The organism is Agrobacterium tumefaciens str. B6 (assembly GCF_001541315.1).
Taxonomy (GTDB): domain Bacteria; phylum Pseudomonadota; class Alphaproteobacteria; order Rhizobiales; family Rhizobiaceae; genus Agrobacterium; species Agrobacterium radiobacter.
Genome location: NZ_LMVK01000051.1, coordinates 1 through 19,227, shown reverse-complemented (window position 1 = coordinate 19,227; position 19,227 = coordinate 1). Strand labels below are relative to the sequence as shown.

Here is a 19,227-nt window from a genome sequence, read left to right as displayed (position 1 = left end):
GCTGAGGAGACTCATTCCACCGCGCAGACGCGCGTCGACTGGATGCCGGATCAGGTCCGGCATGACGGAGGAGAAAACCGCGAGGAAACCAACACCCACTAAACCCGTGGCACCCATTCCAGCACCTTCTCCGCACGCACCACCCCAAAAATGAAAAAGCCGGGTTCTTCACCCGGCTTCATCATTCCTTGAGACGCAATACCTATTCAAGGAAACTGGAGGGGTTCACCGGCGTCGCATCCTTGCGGACTTCGAAGTGAACCTGCGGACGCTTGGCGCTGCCGGTCATGCCTGAGGTGGCGATGGTCTGGCCGCGCTGGACCTTCTGGCCACGCTGTACGTCGAGATTGGCGGCATTGCCGTAAACCGTGACCTTGCCATCGTCGTGACGGACGAGAACCGTGTTGCCGAGCTGCTTCAGGCCGTTGCCCGCATAGATGACCACGCCGTTTTCGGCGGCCTTGATCGGCGTTCCCTCGGGAACGGAGATGTTGATGCCATCGTTGCGGCTGCCTTCGACATTGTCGCCGAAATTGTTGATGACCGCACCGCGGACCGGCCAGCGATATTTGCCGATACCGGTGGATTCCGGTGCGATGGAGGCCATGTCGGCCTTCTTCTCGATATCGCTGACACTTGCCGTGGCTGGTGTAGCAGGCGCAGTCGGAGCGGCGGCGGCAGCGGGAGCCTTGTAGGGCTCAGGCTTGACGGATGCGGTTTCGACCGCCTTCGCCGCTTCCTTGGCAGGAACGGAAGCTGTCTTGATGGCATCCGTCGAAGCGCCCGGCATGTTGAGCGTCTGGCCGACGCGGATGCTTTCGTTGCCGAGACCGTTCGCGGCCTTCAAGGCAGCAACCGACACGCCGTTTTCGCGGGCGATCTTCGCCAGGCTATCGCCCGGCTGAACCTTGTAACCACCGGTCGGCGGCAACGGCTTACCGCCCGGAGGCGTCAGCTTGCCGGCTTCGGAGGAAACCTTGTCACGGACGGCGGTCTGCGACGGCAGCACGGCTACGTTCCCCTCGGGGCCGCGCAGCGGGGTCGGCTGGTCGCCATTGCGGTTGAGAGCGATATTGCCGGCGGCATCCTTGGCGGCATTGCGGGCCTGGCCGAATTTCGGAATGAGGATCGACTGGCCGGCCTGCGCCGAGGATGCGGTCTTCAGACCGTTGACGCGCAGCAGTTCCTTTTCCGGAACGCCGTAACGGTTGGAGAGTGTCGCGATGCTTTCGCCGGGACGCAGGGTCACGGAGGAAGCGCCATCGGTGTGCCAGCCATTCTTGTCGGAACGTACGGTCGCGGTGGTCAGGTTGTCGGCGACGGGGGCGGCAGCCTGCTGGGCGGGCGCTGCAAGAGACGGCGCGGCCTTGGGCTGAGCGGACGGGAAAGGCTGGGCCATGGCTTCGTTGCGGGTCGACGGATCGCGGCTTGCCACGGCGGTCGGCGCCGAAAGCCGGAACCCTGCCCCGGCGAGGCCGACGCGCGGGCCGTGGAAGGCTGAACCCCGCCATACCCACCGGACTGCGGATGGGAGTTGCCGGCCATGTTCTGGTTGGCGTAACCACCCTGCGGCGCGGCAGAGGCGTAACCGCCATTCATGTCGCCCTGCGGGACCGGGACCTGCCCGTAAGCACCGCCGCCCTGACGGGCAGGAATTGACGCCGTTGTCATCCGATCCGGTCCACTGGAAAAGAGGCCACTGAACCGCGTTGCATCCGAGCTACAGCCCGTTGCGACGCTTGCCAGCAATGCCGCTGCGAACATTTTTGCGACTGATTTTCCGATTTTAGACGAATGTCTCATACGCATGACTCGATCTACACTGACGCCAACCCGCCGCATCTAGATGCGATCCGGCACAAATTTCACTTCTTGCAAGGCCCATTTCCCGAGGTGGGGAAAACCATGCGTCGATGTTTATGATTAAAGCGCGTTAGTGTTACCACGCCGTTAAAACGTTAAGCCGCTCAGTGCTTTTTTGACACTTCGATAACCATGACGGAAACCAGATGCGTCATGTTGAGACAATAATGATATTAAAAATCAGATAGTTGCGAAAATTCAGAACATTAGGAGACAAAAATAGAATGTCTCCAAAATTTTCAATTTGTCACAAATGACGCGCAATATGGGTGCTGAGCGGCAGATAAGGCGCCTCGAACAGCTCTTCCTTCTCGAAGCGGCTACCGGTCTTGGAGAAACGCGTCATCACGCAACGGTCGCCTTCAAGAATGATCGGCGCGATCATCATGCCGCCCGAAACGATCTGCTCGGCAAAGAAGCGGGGCATGGTGGTAAAGGCGGCGGGGGAGACGATACGATCGAAGGGTCCCTCGCCCACCAGACCATTGCTGCCATCCGCCTGACGGATGACGACATTGCGGATGGAGAGATCGTCGAGACAGTTCTGCGCCTGCTGCACCAGCGTCTTGTAGCGCTCCAGCGAAAAGACGCGCTCCACCCGGCGCGCAATGATCGCGGTCATGAAACCGCTGCCCGTGCCGATTTCCAGCACGCGCTGGCCGGGTTTCAGCTGCAGGCGGGCAAGGATCTTCACCGCCATGTCAGCGCCTTCCATGAAGGCGCCGCAGTCGATCGGGATGGTGCGGCTGGAATAGGCGTCGGCGGCAAATTGCGGCGGCACGAATTTGGACCGCGGCGTCTGCTCGACCGCCGTCAAAAGGTCAAGATCGGAAATCCCCTCGCCCCTTAAGCGGAGAACGAGAGCGGCAAAACCTTCCTTTTCGACCATTGCGGATTTCAATCGGCGACTCCGAATCCAAGTGCTTGCGCAACCCGATCCTTCACCGTGTAGTCCGTCAGGTCAAGCTTAAGCGGTGTGACCGAAATCTTGCCGTGCTTCAGGGCGTGAATATCCGTGCCCTCGCGGAAGGTGCCGAGGCGCTCGCCGAAGCGCAGCCAATAATAAGGAAGACCGCGACCATCCTGCCGCTCCTCCACCGTCAGGCCGAAATCGAGCTTGCCCTGCCCGGTGACGGACACGCCCTGCACATCCTTTGGCGCACAATTGGGGAAATTGAGGTTGAGGAAGGTGCCGTCAGGCAGATCGACATCAATGAGCTTGCGAATGAGATCGGGCGCATAGGTTTCAGCGACTTCCCACGGCACGACGCGGCCTTCGCCATGGCTGAACGCCTGGCTGAGCGCAAAGGAACGCACGCCCTGCAGCGTGCCTTCGATGGCGCCGGCAATGGTGCCGGAATAGGTGACATCATCGGCCATGTTGGCGCCGGCATTGACGCCTGACAGAACGAGATCGGGTTTTTCCGGCAGAACCTCGCGAATGCCCATGATGACGCAATCGGTGGGCGTGCCGCGCAGCGCGAAATGTTTGTCGGAAACCTTACGCAGACGCAGCGGTTCGGAAAGCGTCAGCGAATGGGCAAGCCCGCTTTGGTCGGTCTCCGGCGCGACGATCCAGACATCGTCGGACAGCGTGCGGGCGATACGCTCCAGCACGGCCAGACCTTCGGCGTGAATACCGTCGTCATTCGTCAGCAAAATCCGCATGTTTTCCTCCGCTGCTGTATCCCGCTATGAGGACACAATGATTTCTCTCACAGAAGCCCCCCTACCCGTCATTCCGGCCTTGAGCCGGAATCCAGTCGACGCGCATCCGCGCGGCGGGAAGCGTCTCTCCAGCCCAAGGACTTGGGCTGGCTGGATACCGGCGCAAGGCGGCATGACAGCCGCTTAACAGACGGACAATCAGGCCGCCTTCTCGATCCGCGTCAGCCCGCCCATATAGGGCAGCAGCACGTCCGGAATTGTGACGGAACCATCGTCGTTCAGATAATTCTCGAGAACGGCGATCAGGCAGCGGCCGACGGCGGTGCCGGAACCGTTCAGCGTGTGCACGAACTTCGTCGCCTTGTCGTCCTTGCCGCGATAACGCGTATTCATACGCCGCGCCTGGAAATCGCCGCAGACCGAGCAGGACGAAATTTCGCGATAGGTATTCTGGCCGGGCAGCCACACTTCCAGATCGTAGGTCTTGCGGGCGCTGAAACCCATGTCGCCCGTGCAGAGCGTCATGGTGCGGAAATGCAGGCCAAGGCGCTTCAGAACTTCTTCGGCGCAGGCCGTCATGCGCTCATGCTCGGCAACGGCGCTTTCCGCATCGGTGATGGAGACGAGCTCACATTTCCAGAACTGATGCTGGCGCAGCATGCCGCGCGTGTCGCGACCGGCCGAGCCCGCTTCCGAACGGAAGGACGGCGTCAGCGCGGTGAAGCGCAGCGGCAGCTTCTCCTGATCGAGAATTTCGCCGGACACGAGGTTGGTCAGCGTCACCTCCGCCGTCGGGATCAGCCAGCGGCCGTCCGTGGTCTTGAACAGGTCCTCGGAGAATTTAGGCAATTGCCCGGTGCCGAACATCGCCTCGTCGCGCACCATCAGCGGCGAGGAGACTTCGGTATAGCCATGTTCGCTGGTGTGCAGGTCGATCATGAACTGGCCGAGCGCTCGCTCCAGACGCGCCAGCTGGCTGGTCAGCACGGTGAAACGTGCGCCGGAAAGCTTGGCGGCACGCTCGAAATCCATATAGCCGAGCGCTTCGCCAATCTCGAAGTGCTCCTTTGCCTCATGGTTCCAGCCGGGCTTCTGGCCGACCACACGGGCGACCACATTGTCATGCTCGTCCTTGCCGTCGGGCACATCGTCGAAAGGCATGTTGGGCAGGCGCGACAGCGCGTCGTTCAGCTCGGCGGTGACCTGACGGTCCTCCTCCTCGGCGCGCGGCATGTTGTCCTTGAGGTCGGCGACTTCGGCCTTGAGCTTGTCAGCAAGCTCCATGTTCTTCTGCGCCATGGCGGCGCCGATCTCCTTGGAGGCGGCATTGCGGCGCGACTGCATGTCCTGCAGGGACTGGATGACGGAACGGCGCTTTTCATCGAGCGCGATCAGGCCGCTGGCGGCAGGCTCCGCGCCGCGGCGCGCAAGCGCCGCATCAAAGGCTTCGGGGTTTTCGCGTATCCATTTAATGTCGTGCATCGTCGTTCCAGACCGTTGTTGCATTGCCCGTGTTTTACAGCAAAACGCCGGGCATGAACCCGGCGCGAGGAGATTTTCAGAGCGGCGAGACCTTCAGGAAAATCAGGTCTCCTCCAGCTCCGTGCTTGCGGATTCCGCAGCGCGCTTCCTCTCCACGAGTCGAGCCATGTAGATGGAAATCTCGTAGAGAATGATCGCAGGCAGTGCAAGACCGATCTGGGACATGGGATCCGGCGGCGTCAGCACGGCGGCAACCACAAAGGCCATGACGATGGCGAACTTGCGCTTTTCCCTGAGCCAGTCGCTGGTCAGAAGACCGACGCGCGCCAGAAGCGTGGTGACGACGGGCAGCTGGAACACCAGACCGAAGGACAGCACCAGCGTCATGATGAGGCTCAGATATTCCGACACCTTCGGCATCAGTGAAATCGCGACTTCGCCATCTTCCGGCAATTGCTGCATGGCGAGGAAGAACCACATGACCATAGGCGTGAAGAAGAAATAGACGAGCGCCGCACCGATAAGGAACAGGATCGGGGAAGCGATGAGGAATGGCAGGAAGGCGGCGCGCTCGTTCTTGTAGAGACCGGGCGCCACGAATTTGTAAAGCTGCGAGGCGATCACCGGGAAGGAGATCACCATGGCGCCGAACATCGCAACCTTGATCTGCGTGAAGAAGAATTCCTGCGGCGCAGTATAGATCAGTGACGATTTCGTCACATCCAGCCCCGCCCAGAGCACTGCCCACTTATAGGGAATGACAAGCAGGTTGAAGAGATGTTTGGCAACGGCGAAGCAGCCGATGAAGGCAATGAAGAACGCGCCGAGCGCCCAGATCAGCCGCGTGCGCAACTCCATGAGATGCTCAATAAGCGGCTGCGGCTTATCCTCGATATCCCCGCTCATGCTTCATCCTTTGTGGGCTTTGCAGCCTTGGTTTTTGCCGTCTTCGCCGGCTTGGCATCGGCCACCGCCGCCTTGTCTGCGGAAGACTTCCGGACGGCCGCCTTTTTGGCGACGGTCTTCACGGCGGGCTTCGAGGCGGCGGGCTCACTGGTTTTCGCGGTGACGGCGGCTTCGGGCGCTGCGGCAACCTTGCTCCGGGCTGCACGTTTCGGCTTGGCGGCAACCGCTTCGGCCTCAACAGTAGCAATAGATTTCGCCCGCGCGCGCTTCGGCTTCTCCTCCGCAGCGACGGCCGCGGCAACCGGCGCAGCGGGTGCGGCTACAACAGGCGGCGCATCCGGCAGCTTCATTTCAGGCTCAGGCACGCTGACCAGCGGCGCGACCGGCTCGCTTGTCGCCGGCGCCGGCGTGGACGAAAGGCCATCCGGCGCAGCCGTCGCCTTCTGGAGATCGGACTTGATCTCGTTGCCGAGCTGGCGAAGCGGGTTCATCGCATCGCGCAGCGAGTTGGTGGGGTTGAGATTGCGGACATCGGAGATCGTCTGGCGCACATCGTCCATGTCGGCCTCTTTGAGCGCCTCATCGAACTGCGTGCGGAAGTCCCCCGCCATCTTGCGAAGGCCGGCCATCGTTTTGCCGAAGGCGCGGATCATGGGCGGCAAGTCTTTCGGTCCGACGACCACGATCAAAACGACCGCAATCACCAGAAGCTCGCTCCAGCCGATATCAAACATCAATATGCTCCCGAGACCCTAACGCCCGTCAGTCTCACACCAAGCGGCAAAGCCGCTTACTTGATCTCGTCAGCCTTGTGGTCGACGGTCTTCGTGTTGGCATCGGCCGGCGGCGGCGTCTGGTCTTCGTCAGCCATGCCCTTCTTGAAGCTCTTGATGCCCTTTGCAACATCACCCATCAATTCCGGGATCTTGCCGCGTCCGAAGAGGACGAGAACGATCACCAGCACGATGAGCCAATGCCACACACTAAAAGAACCCATAACTGAAACTCCTGAATTTCGCTTTCAGACGATGTAAGACGTTTGAAAGGCTTTTTCAAACGACAAATCGTCGCTTCAACAGCGAGTGCGCATAAAGTTTTCGTGGCCGCGCCAACAGGATGGCGATATCAATCGTCGCCATCGCCGCCGCCAGGCGCAAGCAGGCCCAGTTCCTCAAGATCAAGCTGCGTGATCGAGTCTTCGTCCTCACGCAATTCGTCGCTCATCATCGGCAGAGGCACGCCGAAATTGGAGGGGATGCGGCCTGAAAGCAGCCCCGCGCCCTTCAATTCCTCAAGGCCCGGCAGATCGCGCAGTTCCTCAAGGCCGAAATGGTCGAGAAACTCCACCGTGGTGCCGATCGTCACGGGCCGGCCGGGTGTACGCCTGCGGCCACGGAACCTGACCCAGCCCGCCTCCATCAGCACATCAAGCGTGCCGCGCGAGGTCTGAACACCGCGGATTTCCTCGATTTCGGCGCGTGTCACCGGTTGATGATATGCGATAATCGCAAGAACTTCCAGCGCCGCGCGCGACAGCTTCTTCGGCTCCTTCTCCTCGGCGCGGATGACGAAGGAAAGATCGCCGGCGGTGCGAAAAGCCCATTGCCCGCCCACCTGCACGAGATTGACGCCCCGCTCCGCATAGAGAACCTTGAGACGCTGCAGAATGGCGACGACATCCATGCCGCGCGGCAGGCGCTCGGCGATGAAACCGACGGAAACCGGCTCGGACGAGGCGAAGACCAAAGCCTCGGCGATCCGCTCGGCCTCCTTCACCTGCCGTTCGGAAAATACCGTCTGTTCGGGCTCGGCCCCATCTGCCGCGATGGTGGCCTCGGCGGTCTCATCGTCATTCATCATTATCAGTCCTTTCGGCATTCACGGCACGGTCGTCCCTTGCGCCGCGGCGCATATAGATGGGCTGGAAAGCACCGTCCTGCCGGATTTGCAGCGAGCCCTCGCGCACCAGCTCCAGCGAAGCGGCAAAGGCGCTGGCAATCGCCGTCACGCGCATGGCCGGATCGGGCACATATTGCAGCAGATATTGATCGAGCAAGGTCCATTCCCCGACATCGCCAAGGAGGTGGGTCAGAAGCTCGCGCGCCTCGACAAGCGACCAGACCTGCCGTTTTTCAATCGTGACCTGGGTAATCGCCTGACGCTGCCGCAGATTGGCATAGGCGCTGAGCAGATCGTAAAGATTGGCCTCATAGGCCGAGCGGTTGATATGCGGAATATGCTCCGGCGCGCCACGGGCAAAAACATCGCGGCCGAGCTGGGCGCGGTTGACGAGGCGTTCGGCCGCCTCGCGCATCGCCTCCAGACGTTTCAGCCGGAAGGCCAGCGTCGCGGCCATTTCCTCGCCCGAGGGGCCGTCATCTTTGGATTGCTGCGGAATGAGGAGCTTGGATTTAAGGAAGGCGAGCCACGCCGCCATCACGAGATAATCGGCCGCAAGCTCGATGCGCACGCGACGCGCACTTTCCACGAATTGCAGATATTGTTCGGCGAGCGCCAGCACCGAAATGCGCGACAGATCGACCTTCTGCGTGCGCGCAAGATGCAGGAGAAGATCGAGCGGGCCTTCGAAACCCGCGACATCGATGACCAGCCCGGCCTCACCCGTCAACCGCTCCGGCGTCACATCCTGCCAGAGCTTGTCCATCGGCGTTGAATTGCGAGACTTGTCTGCGGCCATTGTTCCATCCGCCGGGCGTCCGGCCTTGATCCCGAGTGAGCGGCCGCCCCCAAGATCGTCAGGAAACGGCCCGCATGGCGTTGAATTCGGCTCTCAGTTCCGCTTCGTCGGACGGGTCCGCAGTCGGGAAACCCGCTTCAACTGCCCGCACCCGCTCCAGCGAGCGGCCGGAAAGAACGGGAACCTCCTTCACGACTTCAAGCATTTCACCCATCACGCCATTGCAATGCAAGACTATATCGCAGCCACCCGCAACAATATTCGCAGCCCGCTCGCCCAGCGTACCCTTCAACGCGTTCATGGAACTGTCGTCGGACATCAGCAGGCCATCAAAGCCGATGCGGCCGCGAATGATCTCCTCGATGACCTTCGGCGAGGTCGTCGCCGGCCGTTCGCGGTCGACGGCATTGAATACCAGATGCGCGCTCATCGCCATCAATTCGTGGTTCAGCGCCCGGAACGGCACAAAATCATGGGCGTCCAGCTCATCGAGCGGTACGTCGACAACAGGCAGTTCATGATGCGAATCCACCATGCCGCGACCGTGACCCGGCATATGTTTCATGACAGGCAGCATGCCGCCCGCCTTCAGGCCATCGGCGGCCGCCTGCCCCATCTCGGCCACCATGGTCGGCGTGTAGCCATAGGCGCGGTTGCCGATGACGTTGCTGGCGCCTTCCACCGGCACGTCAAGCACCGGCAGGCAATCGACATTGATACCGAATTTCATGAGGTCGAAGGCATGCAGGCGCGACATCAGCCAGGCGGCACGCAGACCCGCCCCCCGGTCGCGCTCATAGATTTCACCGAGAATGCGGGCATTCGGATAGGCCTGCAGGATCGGTGGCTTGATGCGCTGAACACGCCCACCCTCCTGATCGATCAGAACCGGCGCGTCTGGCCGCCCGACGGCGTCGCGCATGGCGGCGACGAGATCGGTGATCTGCTGCGGCTCGCCGATATTGCGCCCGAACAGGATGAAGCCCCAGGGCTGTTCATCGCGGTAAAGGGCAATCTCGTCGGCGGTCAGCGAAAGCCCGCTGCATCCGAGGATCATAGCTTTGCAATCAGTCATGATGTCACGCTCTCAGGGAAGATAGGGGTAAGGGTAAGGAGACTGCGCCATCGGGACTGCGAAAATCGTCCGATAACCTCTCCGCCGTCATCCTCGGGCTTGATCCGAGGATTCATCGCTCCGGGTTGTGGTTCCTCGGGACAAGCCCGAGGATGATGCAGAGTGTGATGGAAGGTCCAAATACTCTAAGGGCTGCCTCATGCGGCAGCCCCAATCTTTCTACGCCGGATCAGCCTCTATCAGCGCGCTACCAGGCAGCTGCCGCCGGCTGAGCGGAACTTTTCGCACAGCGCCACGGCTTCGTTCTTGTCACCCGCCGGGATGCGGACGCGGTAGAACGTGCCCTTGCCGGCGATTTCGGCGGCCTTGATGTCGACGCCACGTCCACCGATGACCGAGCCGAACTTGGCCGACATGTTCTGGTAGGACTTCTGGGCTTCCGCCTGGCTCGGCAGCGAGGCGATCTGGATGTAGTAGCCACCGGCAGAAGGCGTGCTGGTCGCTGCCGGGGTCGCGGCTGCCGTCTGCTGCTGCGCGGCCTGCGGCTGTGCCGGAGCGGTCGCGGGGCGCACGTTGCCCTGGTTGGTCACCGTTGCCACTACATTGGCAGGCTGCGAGGACGGACGTGCCGCTGGAAGCGGTGCTGCCGACTGCGCTGCCGGCTTGGCGGCGGCGGCAGGTGTGTTGGCCTGCGGCTGAGCCTGCTCCGGCGCGACCGGAACCCGCGATGCGGCGATGACGGCGGGAGCGCCCTCACCGGGCTTCGCGGTCTGCGGCGCTGCAAGCTCCTCGACCTTGTCGGCCTTCGGCGGCTGGGCTGCAGGTACCTCGACCTCCTGGGCAACCAGCGTGCCATCAGGCTTGACGATCATGGTGCGGACCTTGCGCGGCGAAACGCCGGTTGCAGCCGAACCTTCGTTCTGTGCGGCCTTTTCTTCCGGCGAAAGCAGACGCGGATCCTCGGTCTCGCCAACCGGCGTGCCGGCGGCTTCCATATCCGCGTCGTTTTCGCCTTCGAGCGGCAATTGTTCGGGGATCAGCGTGCGCTGAACCACATCCACCGGCTGCTCGTTGCTGGAAATCAGCGCCGGCTGCTTCGGATCGGCAGCGCTGCCGCCAGCCACGCGGTCATAAACCGCCTTGTCCTGATTTGGCACGACGCGACCGCCCGGATTTTCCGGCACGACCTTCATCGGGTCATTGTCGGCGGAGATGATGACAGGTGCGCCATTGGAGCCCGTGCTGGACGAACCGCCGGAAACCAGCGCGTAAACGCCGCCACCGATCAGCACCAGACCGATTGCGGCTGCAACCGGCATGATCCAGCGGCGACCGCCGCGTTCATCCTCGTCACGATAAGCCGCCGGATGCTCCACATAGGTATTCTCGGCGTCGCGGGACGCGTTGCCACGGGAAGCCGCAGCCTCCTGCATGGAACGACGGAAATCCTCTTCCAGCGCCCGTTCGAATTCATCGGCCTCTTCCGGAGCCTGAACAGGACGCGCCTGGGCGGCGCCGCGATTTTCCGCATGTTTGTGACGGTCGAGACCACCGGCGACAGCAGGCGCAAACAGCGTCGCAAGCTCGGTATCGATATCGAGATCTTCCTCGTGACGGCGCGCGGCCGGCTTGGGTTCAAAAACCCCGACCGGCAGTTCCGGCACATCCATTTCGACGATGGTTTCCGGATGTTCTTCCGTCTCGCCGATCTGCGAAGGATCGAAAGGCAGGCTTTCCAGCGTCTGCGGTGCGGCCGGCTGCGGTGCTGCAGCAGCGGGACGCGGCTGAACAGCAGCAGCAGCGACCGGTGCGGCAACGGCAACGGGAGCCGGGCGCGGCTGCGGCGCGGGCTGTTCTCTCACGGGCTGCGGCGCGACGTCAGCAACGGCAACCGGAGCAACCGGCTGCTGGCGAACGGGTTGCGGCGCGGGCGCAGGTGCAACTTCCGCCTCGGCGATTTCAGACAAATCCAGATCAAGATCGAGATCGTCGAGCGCGAGCTCGAAATCATCATCGTTGAAGCCGGCGAAATCCGTGAAATCCAGCTCTTCGACGGGGGCTGCGGGCGCAGCAGCGACAATCGGCGCTGCCTTCACCGGCGCGGCGGCGACCACGGGCGGCTCCACTTCCGCAGCCTGCGCAGCGGGAACGTCCTGCACGAGCGGTGTTTCACCGCGACCGGGAATGGAATATTTCGCGACGTCGTAAATCAGCGCGTCCATCGGCGAGAGATGTTTCGATGCCGGCTTCTCGGCAACCTCAAACGCCAGAGGCTCTGCGGCAGGCGTGAAGGTCTCGGCAACCGGCGGTGCAAAGGACGGAGCGGTGTCTTCCGCCTGAACGAAGGCAGGTGCGGGAGCGACTTCAACCTGCGGCTCGATACGGGCTGCAGCAGGCTGCTGCTCGGAACGCGGCTCAACCCGCTTCGGATCGACAGCCGAAACATCCCGGCGCGCGCCGAAATTGGCAAGCGGCAGCCGCAGGCTGGAGAATTCCAGCGAAGACCGGCCGCCATGCGACGGCGGACGCACGGAAATCGGTGCGGGCGCTTCCTCGGCGACAGCTATTTCCACCTCATCGGCGAGATCGAAAGCCTGCGGCTCCGGCGCATAGGTCTGAACATTGCTCGAAACATCGGCCGGGAGCTCCGGCATGGCGTGCCATTCGGGTTGCACGGGCTCAGCGGCCTGCGGCTCTTCCCATGCCACCTGCTGGGCGGCCGGCTGATAAACCATCGGCTCGGCGGGACGCGACTGGCGCGAATGCACATCGAAAACTTCGGCCACGGCGCCGGCATCATCACGGAAATCCGCGCGAATATCCTGGGTGGTCGTTTCGACGTAGTTGTGAATATAGGCCTGATCGATTTCCGGAAGCGGCTCTTCCCTCACCTCTGGCGCAGATGCGGCCACGGGCGCTGGTTCAGCCACCGGCGCAAGCTCCGGCTCACGGCGGGCGAAAACGGATTCGACACGCTGCATGAAATCGTTGGGGTGGATGCCCGCACGAACATCGTTTGCCGGATCAAGAACGACCGGATCGGCGTGCGGCGCATCGTAAACCTCGAACTCCCGAAGCAGTTCGTCCTCGAGGTTGAATTCGGGTTCGCGGCGGGTTGCCGGTGAGGCAGCGCGTGGCGCAGCTTCGGAACCCGCATGCGAAGGACGATCTTCGAAGCCGACGATACGTGCCAGCTCTGCCAGAGGATCGTTGTCAGCGAAGCCTTCGGACCGGGTGTCCCGGTTATACGCGACATTTTTTTCGACCATTACGTGTTCCACCATCTACGCATTGCAGCTCTTGCCAGCGTATTGTGAGCAAATAATGGTGATATGTTATCGCATTTCAGCAGGTGCGTCCGCTCCTAAAAGCGTAAGGCCGGACCTCAAAACATTTGCGACAGCATTCACCAGCCCAAGTCTGGCAATGCTCAATTCTCGGTTTTTATCGTTAATAAAACGTAATTCCGACTGGTCTTTACCCTTGTTCCAGTGTCCATGGAAGGAACTGGCGAGATCATAGAGGTAAAAAGCAAGCCGGTGCGGCTCATGCGAAAGGGCCGCCGATTCGATCAGGCGCGGATATTCGGCGAGCTTTGCAACCAACTGCAACTCATTGATATCACTGATCAAAGCAACAGATGCCGCCATCTCTTCCGCAGAGGGAGCAAGCCCCGGAAACGCTTCCTGCGCCTGCCGGAAGATCGACATGGAGCGGGCGTGCGCATATTGCACGTAAAAAACCGGATTATCCTTCGATTGTTCGGTCACTTTAGCGAAATCGAAGTCCAGCGGCTCGGAATTCTTCCGATAAAGCATCATGAATCGCACGGGATCGCGACCCACTTCATCGACAACATCGCGCAGAGTGACGAAGTCGCCGGAGCGTTTCGACATCTTCACCGGCTCGCCGTCACGGAACAGCTTGACGAGCTGGCACAGAAGAACCGTCAGCTTCGACTTGCCCTCGGAGACGGCGCGCGCAACGGCTTCAAGACGCTTGACGTAACCGCCATGGTCAGCGCCGAGCACATAGATCATCTCGGAGAAACCGCGATCGAACTTGTTCTTGAAATAGGCAACGTCGGCGGCAAAATAGGTGTAGGAACCGTCCGACTTCATCAGCGCGCGGTCCATATCGTCGCCCACTTCCGTGGAGCGGAACAGCGTCTGTTCGCGGTCTTCCCAGTCCTCAGGCAATTCGCCCTTCGGCGGCGGCAGGGTGCCCTTGTAGACATGGCCCTTGAAGGTGAGGTCGTTGATGGCCGAGAGGATCGGACCGCCATTGCCCTCATGCAGCGTGCGCTCCGAGAAGAACACATCGTGCCTGACGTTGAGCAGGGCCAGATCCTCGCGGATCATCACCATCATCGCGTCGATCGCCTTGTCCTTTACGATCGGCAGCCATTTTTCCTCGGGCATGGCGCGCAGCTTGATGCCATATTCATCCGCCAGCGCCTGGCCAACGGGAACGAGATAGTCACCGGGGTAGAGACCGGACGGAATGGTGCCGATATCTTCACCAAGCGCCTCGCGGTAACGCAGGAACACCGAACGGGCCAGCACATCGATCTGCGAGCCGGCATCGTTGATGTAATATTCCTTGGTAACGCCGTAACCCGCAAAAGCGAGCAGGTTCGCCAGCGTGTCGCCGACAACGGCGCCACGGCAATGGCCGACATGCATCGGGCCGGTCGGGTTGGCGGAGACATATTCGACGTTGATCTTCTGGCCAGCACCGACGGTGGAGCGGCCGAAATCGATGCCCTGACTGATCATATCGGCCAGAAGACGCTGCCAGTAACCGACCGAAACCTTGAGATTGATGAAGCCCGGACCGGCGACATTGACGCTGTCGACATCGCCATCCGCCTGAAGTGCGGGCACGATGAGTTCGGCAAGCGCGCGCGGATTGGTGCCGAGCGGCTTCGCCAGCACCATGGCGGCATTGGTTGCTACATCGCCGTGGCTCAGATCACGCGGGGATTCGACCGTAACTCGACTGAAATCGACCTTTTCGCGGTTCTCTTTCACGAGATCGAGGGTCTCGAGCGCGTTTTTGATCCTGGTATCGAAATCAGCAAAAATGTTCATCGTTCCAACCTGCGCGAAGGGCTTCTGTTTATGTCCGGCCATCATAACCGGGTCGGCTCCGCGATTGCCCGCTGCCCTATCTCAAATCGGGGGTGTGGTCAAACAGACGCTGGTGGGCGCGCAGTGCATAACTGTCGGTCATCCCGGCCAGATAGTCGCCCACATGCCGGGCTTTTGCGGCCACGCTCATGCCGGAAATGCTGTCCACCCAGTAGTGGCTCTGCATTTCCGCCGGCGTTTCCATATAACGGTGGAAAAGATCGGTAACGATCTGTGTCGCGCCGGCGCGGATGCGCATGATTTCCGGATGCCGGTAGATATGGCCAAACAGCAGCTTCTTGATCTGCCGGTCGGTCTCGGCCATCTCAGGCGAGAAGGTCGCAACGGTGAAATCGGCGGCGCGGATATCGGCGGCGCTTCGCGGTTTCAGGCGGGCAAGATTCTGCTGCGCCACACCGATCACATCCTCGACCATATGGGTGATCTGCCGGCGCATGATCTCATTGGCGAAACGCTCCTTGTCGAGTACGGGATATTTCGCCCGCACCTGCGCCATCAGTCCACTGAGGAAAGGCACCTCCTCCAGCATCTCGAAGGTGAGATAACCGGCGCGCAGGCCGTCATCGATGTCGTGGGTATTATAGGCGATGTCATCGGCAATCGCCGCGACCTGCGCCTCGAGGCTCGCATAGCTGCCGATTTCCAGATCCTGCAGCTCGCAATATTCGAGGATGGGCAGCGGAACCGGTCCCTTGATCCCCTCGCCCTTGGCATTGACCAGCGGGCCATTGTGCTTGACGAGCCCTTCGAGCGTCTCCCATGTGAGGTTGATACCGTCATATTCGGCATAACGGCGTTCCAGCTTGGTGACGATGCGCAGCGATTGCGCATTGTGGTCGAAACCGCCATAGGGCAACAGCACGGCATCCAGCGCGTCTTCGCCGGTATGACCGAAAGGCGTGTGGCCGAAATCATGCACCAGCGCCACGCCCTCAGCCAGATCCTCGTCCAGCTTCAGCGCGCGGGCAAGCGCTCGCGCAATCTGCGCGACTTCGATGGTGTGGGTGAGACGCGTGCGATAATGGTCGCCGTCAGGGCTGATGAAGACCTGCGTCTTGTGCTTCAGGCGGCGAAAAGCTGTCGTGTGGACGATGCGGTCACGGTCGCGCTGGAATTCGGAACGCGTCAGGCTTCCCTCTTCCGGAAAAAGACGTCCGCGCGTGGTCCATGGATCAGAGGCGAAAACCGCCCTCTCGCCACTTCCGAAACCCAATGCGCGCTGGTCTATGATCATGCATCCACCTGTTGTCTTCTCTGGCCGGCACTTCCTTTGGTCTCGGCCATTGACCTTTTCATTCACCCTTCATACCTATCGCAGAGGTCAGCGCAAAGCATCATCGCCGCGCTGACCGCCTTCACAGAGGCTATAGACCGGTAATTTGACCGGTTTATAATGGTGACAACGAGATTATTGCTCTCCGGTTCTTGACCCCGGCAGGAGAAACGACATGGAAAACAGCGACATTACCCTTTCGGAAGCAGCGGCGAAGCGAATCGCCCAGATCGTCGCGGCCGACGCCGGCAAACAGGCGCTGCGCGTTTCGGTGGAAGGCGGCGGCTGCTCGGGCTTCTCCTACAAGTTCGATCTGGCCGAAGACAAAGCCGATGACGACATCGTGATTGCGCGCGGCGACGCCAAGGTGCTGATCGACAGCCTGTCGGTTGTCTATATGGCCGGCTCCGAAATCGACTTTGTGGATAATCTGCTCGGCCAATCCTTCCAGATCAAGAACCCCAATGCCGTGGCAAGCTGCGGCTGTGGCACAAGCTTCTCGATTTGAGTTGGAAATACCGGCGCGCAATCCGCATGCCAGCCACCAAGCTTTGAAGTAACTCGCCTCTCTCCTCCCCTCATTCCTGTGCCTGTCACAGGAATCCAGTCGACGCGCGTCTGCGCGGCGGGAAGGACTCCTTTCAGCCCAAGGACTTGGGCTGGCTGGATTCCTGTGACAAGCACAGCAATGAGGGAGGAGAAACGCAACGATCCCGCCCGCCCGGCGTCTTTCCACCACATCCGCACCACCAATTTCCAAAAACGGTGGCAATCGGTTTTGCATCGGGTAAAAGTACCCTCACAAAAGGGAAACTCCGATGAAGATTGCCACCTGGAACATCAATGGCGTCAAGGCGCGTATCGAAAACCTCTGCCAGTGGCTGAAGGATTCATCGCCTGACATCGTCTGCCTTCAGGAAATCAAATCGGTCGATGAGGGTTTTCCCCGGCTGGAGTTGGAAGCGCTCGGCTATCACGTCGAGACTCACGGCCAGAAGGGCTTCAATGGCGTCGCGCTGCTCTCGAAGGTAAAGCCCGACGAGGTCAATCGCGGCCTGCCGGGTGACGATGCCGATGAACAGGCGCGTTTCATCGAAGGCGTGTTTTCCGTGGAAGGCGGCGCGATCCGCGTCTGCTCGCTTTACCTGCCGAACGGCAATCCGCCTGACGATCCGGTCAAATATCCCTACAAGCTTGCCTGGATGGAGCGGCTGCGGCGTTTTGCCGAAGATCGCCTCGCGCTCGAGGAACCTCTCATTCTGGCCGGCGACTACAACGTCATTCCCGAGCCCTTCGATTGCCACGACCCACGCGTGTGGGAAGGCGACGCATTGTTCCTGCCAAAGACCCGCGCAGCCTTCCGCAAGCTGGAGAATCTGGGCTTCACCGATGCCGCGCGGGCGACGACGGATGAAGCAGGACTTTATTCCTTCTGGGATTATCAGGCCGGCGCATGGCCGAAAAACAACGGCATCCGCATCGATCATCTGATGTTATCGGCCGAAGCTGCCGACAGGCTGCAATCCGTCAACATCGAAAAACACGTGCGGGCCTGGGAAAAACCGTCCGACCATGTGCCGGTCTGCGGTTATTTTGCGTTCAGTCCTGCCGGCTGACGACCGGCCCTCTTCAGGCGGAAGAAGCCGCCCTGATCGCCATTCTCAATCCGGATCGTTGAACTGCATGTTCTGCGCCATGGCGATTGCCGCGCGGCGATCATTCTCGCCGGCGAGCGAAAAAGCCTGCTCCTGCAGGTTCTGTATCCAGGTGCAGTCCGCCGCCGTGCATTTGTCGAGCGCGGCCGTCATGAAGGCCAGCCCCTGCGTCGTCTGGCCTTCCTGGAAGATCAGGTTGCCGAAGATCGACATGGCGCCGGCATGGCCGTGCTTGCGGGCCTGGTTGAGCCACTTCTTGGCCTGCTGCACATCAGCGCGGCCGCCCTCGCCGGCGAGAATCATCTCCGCCAGACGGAACTGCGCTTCAGCAACACCAAAGGTGGAGGCCACCTGGAAATAAAGCTGTCGGGCCTGCGAAAGGTCCATTTTGACAGGGCTGCCGGGAATGCCGTGACGGTAATAATCGGCGAGAGAAAGCAGCGCATTGACGAAGAAGCCGGTATCTTCCGAACCCGGCTCGACGCCCTGATTGGCGATTTCGCTGTAGATCTTGAAAGCTTCGAAGTCGTTCTTGGCGACGCCGTCGCCATAGGCGTACATATTGGCCAGCGCCCAGCGCGAGCCGGTATGACCCTTTTCAGCCGCGTAGCGATAGGCCTCGACGGCTTCACCCTTGTTACCGTTCTTGTAGGCTTTGAAGCCGAACTTGAACAGGTCGAAGGGGCCGGATTCCTTGGTCACGCCCGCATTGATGTCAAAAGCCGCAGCAGGCATTGCGAGCGACGCAAGCAACATGCCCATGAGGAGCGGCTTTAAAACGTTGGCTTCACATTTCAGCATTTCAGCGAACTTCTCTCACTCTTCCCGGCATATAGCCAATACTTGCGGAATACGAACTCCGCCGGGTCGCGATTTTTCGAACACACTGCGTCTTTCCGGCAGCACTTTCCAGCGCACCACCGGTGGTCATCTGCGGCAATTGCCCTCATTTTCCAGTGAGACAGATATAGGCATAATTTCCGGCAATATAACGGCATTTCACCGTCCACCGGTCAGCGCCAAACAAGAAAGCCGGACCAAATTCCCGTATTACTTGCTTAAACCCTGAATCCAAACCCGTTTTCACTTTCCGGCCTTGCGCACCACCACATCAAACGCCTGCATGTTCTTTCATTCCCGCGTCCCTAAACATAAGCCAAGCACCCTGTTTGTGGCGGGAAATGGACAGATATGCTCACATTCCAACGCGACCACACGCTTGCAGAAAAGTGTTGCCAAATCGTCACAAAACTTTCGGGCTAGAAAATTTTATCGAGCAGGAATCATAGTCGCGCATAAAAAAACGTATGGCCCGCCCGTCTGCAAGAGGATTATACGGTGTTCTGATCAGTCTGCGTCAACGTATACGGTCTCATGGGTAACTCCCATGGCCAAGATGGACATCCGCACGTTCAGAGCCCCATAAGTCCGTCGGCACCACGTGCCATTTTTTT

General features: G+C 60.6%; 15 protein-coding genes and 1 pseudogene. 2 read left to right on the top strand and 14 right to left on the bottom strand.

From position 1 onward, the window contains the following. Positions 1–202 precede the first annotated feature (202 nt). The 13 genes and pseudogenes from ASB65_RS24995 to ASB65_RS24935 form a co-directional block, all read right to left on the bottom strand. A pseudogene (locus ASB65_RS24995) lies at positions 203–1,764 on the bottom strand (peptidoglycan DD-metalloendopeptidase family protein). Between the two features lie 346 nt (positions 1,765–2,110). Continuing rightward, positions 2,111–2,752, bottom strand: a complete 642-nt coding sequence (locus ASB65_RS24990) for a protein-L-isoaspartate(D-aspartate) O-methyltransferase (protein ID WP_081088470.1) — start codon at positions 2,750–2,752, stop codon at positions 2,111–2,113. Between the two features lie 8 nt (positions 2,753–2,760). Beyond that, a complete protein-coding gene (gene surE, locus ASB65_RS24985) occupies positions 2,761–3,531 on the bottom strand; it encodes a 5'/3'-nucleotidase SurE (RefSeq protein ID WP_020012736.1) in 771 nt (256 codons plus the stop codon). A 198-nt stretch (positions 3,532–3,729) separates the two neighbouring features. Beyond that, a complete protein-coding gene (gene serS / locus ASB65_RS24980; protein ID WP_060725726.1) occupies positions 3,730–5,013 on the bottom strand; it encodes a serine--tRNA ligase in 1,284 nt (427 codons plus the stop codon). Positions 5,014–5,115: 102 nt separating this feature from the next. Next, positions 5,116–5,919 (bottom strand): twin-arginine translocase subunit TatC, encoded by an 804-nt coding sequence (tatC, locus tag ASB65_RS24975; protein ID WP_003509720.1) that lies wholly within the window; start codon positions 5,917–5,919, stop codon positions 5,116–5,118. Next, positions 5,916–6,653, bottom strand: coding sequence for a Sec-independent protein translocase protein TatB (gene tatB / locus ASB65_RS24970; RefSeq protein WP_060725725.1), 738 nt, complete (start codon positions 6,651–6,653; stop codon positions 5,916–5,918). The genes tatC and tatB overlap by 4 nt, the downstream gene beginning before the upstream one ends. Before the next feature lie 56 nt (positions 6,654–6,709). Continuing rightward, positions 6,710–6,916 carry a twin-arginine translocase TatA/TatE family subunit gene (locus ASB65_RS24965; RefSeq protein WP_003509722.1) on the bottom strand — a complete coding sequence of 69 codons (207 nt, stop codon included), beginning with the start codon at positions 6,914–6,916 and terminating at the stop codon, positions 6,710–6,712. A 128-nt stretch (positions 6,917–7,044) separates the two neighbouring features. Further along, positions 7,045–7,779 carry an SMC-Scp complex subunit ScpB gene (scpB, locus tag ASB65_RS24960; protein WP_060725724.1) on the bottom strand — a complete coding sequence of 245 codons (735 nt, stop codon included), beginning with the start codon at positions 7,777–7,779 and terminating at the stop codon, positions 7,045–7,047. Then, complete coding sequence (locus tag ASB65_RS24955; RefSeq protein ID WP_060725723.1) at positions 7,769–8,617, bottom strand: segregation and condensation protein A; 849 nt, start codon at positions 8,615–8,617, stop codon at positions 7,769–7,771. The genes scpB and ASB65_RS24955 overlap by 11 nt, the downstream gene beginning before the upstream one ends. Positions 8,618–8,675: 58 nt before the next feature. Next, positions 8,676–9,692, bottom strand: coding sequence for a beta-N-acetylhexosaminidase (gene nagZ / locus ASB65_RS24950; RefSeq protein ID WP_060725722.1), 1,017 nt, complete (start codon positions 9,690–9,692; stop codon positions 8,676–8,678). 239 nt (positions 9,693–9,931) lie between these two features. After that, positions 9,932–12,961, bottom strand: a complete 3,030-nt coding sequence (locus tag ASB65_RS24945) for an SPOR domain-containing protein (protein WP_060725721.1) — start codon at positions 12,959–12,961, stop codon at positions 9,932–9,934. Positions 12,962–13,027: 66 nt separating this feature from the next. Continuing rightward, positions 13,028–14,785, bottom strand: coding sequence for an arginine--tRNA ligase (gene argS, locus ASB65_RS24940; RefSeq protein ID WP_060725833.1), 1,758 nt, complete (start codon positions 14,783–14,785; stop codon positions 13,028–13,030). Positions 14,786–14,861: 76 nt separating this feature from the next. Then, entirely contained in the window at positions 14,862–16,079 is a 1,218-nt protein-coding gene (locus ASB65_RS24935; RefSeq protein WP_003509728.1) for a deoxyguanosinetriphosphate triphosphohydrolase, read from the bottom strand. Positions 16,080–16,293: 214 nt separating this feature from the next. Here ASB65_RS24935 and erpA point away from each other — a divergent pair, with 214 nt between their 5' ends. Further along, on the top strand, positions 16,294–16,626 hold the full coding sequence (gene erpA, locus ASB65_RS24930; protein WP_003509729.1) for an iron-sulfur cluster insertion protein ErpA: 333 nt from the start codon (positions 16,294–16,296) through the stop codon (positions 16,624–16,626). A gap of 310 nt (positions 16,627–16,936) precedes the next feature. Further along, positions 16,937–17,734: an exodeoxyribonuclease III gene (gene xth / locus ASB65_RS24925; RefSeq protein WP_060725720.1), complete on the top strand. Its 798-nt coding sequence runs from the start codon at positions 16,937–16,939 to the stop codon at positions 17,732–17,734. A gap of 45 nt (positions 17,735–17,779) precedes the next feature. Here xth and exoR read toward each other — a convergent pair whose 3' ends face one another. After that, entirely contained in the window at positions 17,780–18,574 is a 795-nt protein-coding gene (gene exoR / locus ASB65_RS24920; RefSeq protein WP_003509731.1) for an exopolysaccharide production regulator ExoR, read from the bottom strand. Positions 18,575–19,227 lie beyond the last annotated feature (653 nt).

Coding starts and splice junctions, on each gene's coding strand:
- ASB65_RS24990 (WP_081088470.1), bottom strand. CDS start 2,752: ATGGTCGAAAAGGAAGGTTTTGCCGCTCTCGTTCTCCGCTTAAGGGGC.
- surE (WP_020012736.1), bottom strand. CDS start 3,531: ATGCGGATTTTGCTGACGAATGACGACGGTATTCACGCCGAAGGTCTG.
- serS (WP_060725726.1), bottom strand. CDS start 5,013: ATGCACGACATTAAATGGATACGCGAAAACCCCGAAGCCTTTGATGCG.
- tatC (WP_003509720.1), bottom strand. CDS start 5,919: ATGAGCGGGGATATCGAGGATAAGCCGCAGCCGCTTATTGAGCATCTC.
- tatB (WP_060725725.1), bottom strand. CDS start 6,653: ATGTTTGATATCGGCTGGAGCGAGCTTCTGGTGATTGCGGTCGTTTTG.
- ASB65_RS24965 (WP_003509722.1), bottom strand. CDS start 6,916: ATGGGTTCTTTTAGTGTGTGGCATTGGCTCATCGTGCTGGTGATCGTT.
- scpB (WP_060725724.1), bottom strand. CDS start 7,779: ATGATGAATGACGATGAGACCGCCGAGGCCACCATCGCGGCAGATGGG.
- ASB65_RS24955 (WP_060725723.1), bottom strand. CDS start 8,617: ATGGCCGCAGACAAGTCTCGCAATTCAACGCCGATGGACAAGCTCTGG.
- nagZ (WP_060725722.1), bottom strand. CDS start 9,692: ATGACTGATTGCAAAGCTATGATCCTCGGATGCAGCGGGCTTTCGCTG.
- ASB65_RS24945 (WP_060725721.1), bottom strand. CDS start 12,961: ATGGTCGAAAAAAATGTCGCGTATAACCGGGACACCCGGTCCGAAGGC.
- argS (WP_060725833.1), bottom strand. CDS start 14,785: ATGAACATTTTTGCTGATTTCGATACCAGGATCAAAAACGCGCTCGAG.
- ASB65_RS24935 (WP_003509728.1), bottom strand. CDS start 16,079: ATGATCATAGACCAGCGCGCATTGGGTTTCGGAAGTGGCGAGAGGGCG.
- erpA (WP_003509729.1), top strand. CDS start 16,294: ATGGAAAACAGCGACATTACCCTTTCGGAAGCAGCGGCGAAGCGAATC.
- xth (WP_060725720.1), top strand. CDS start 16,937: ATGAAGATTGCCACCTGGAACATCAATGGCGTCAAGGCGCGTATCGAA.
- exoR (WP_003509731.1), bottom strand. CDS start 18,574: ATGCTGAAATGTGAAGCCAACGTTTTAAAGCCGCTCCTCATGGGCATG.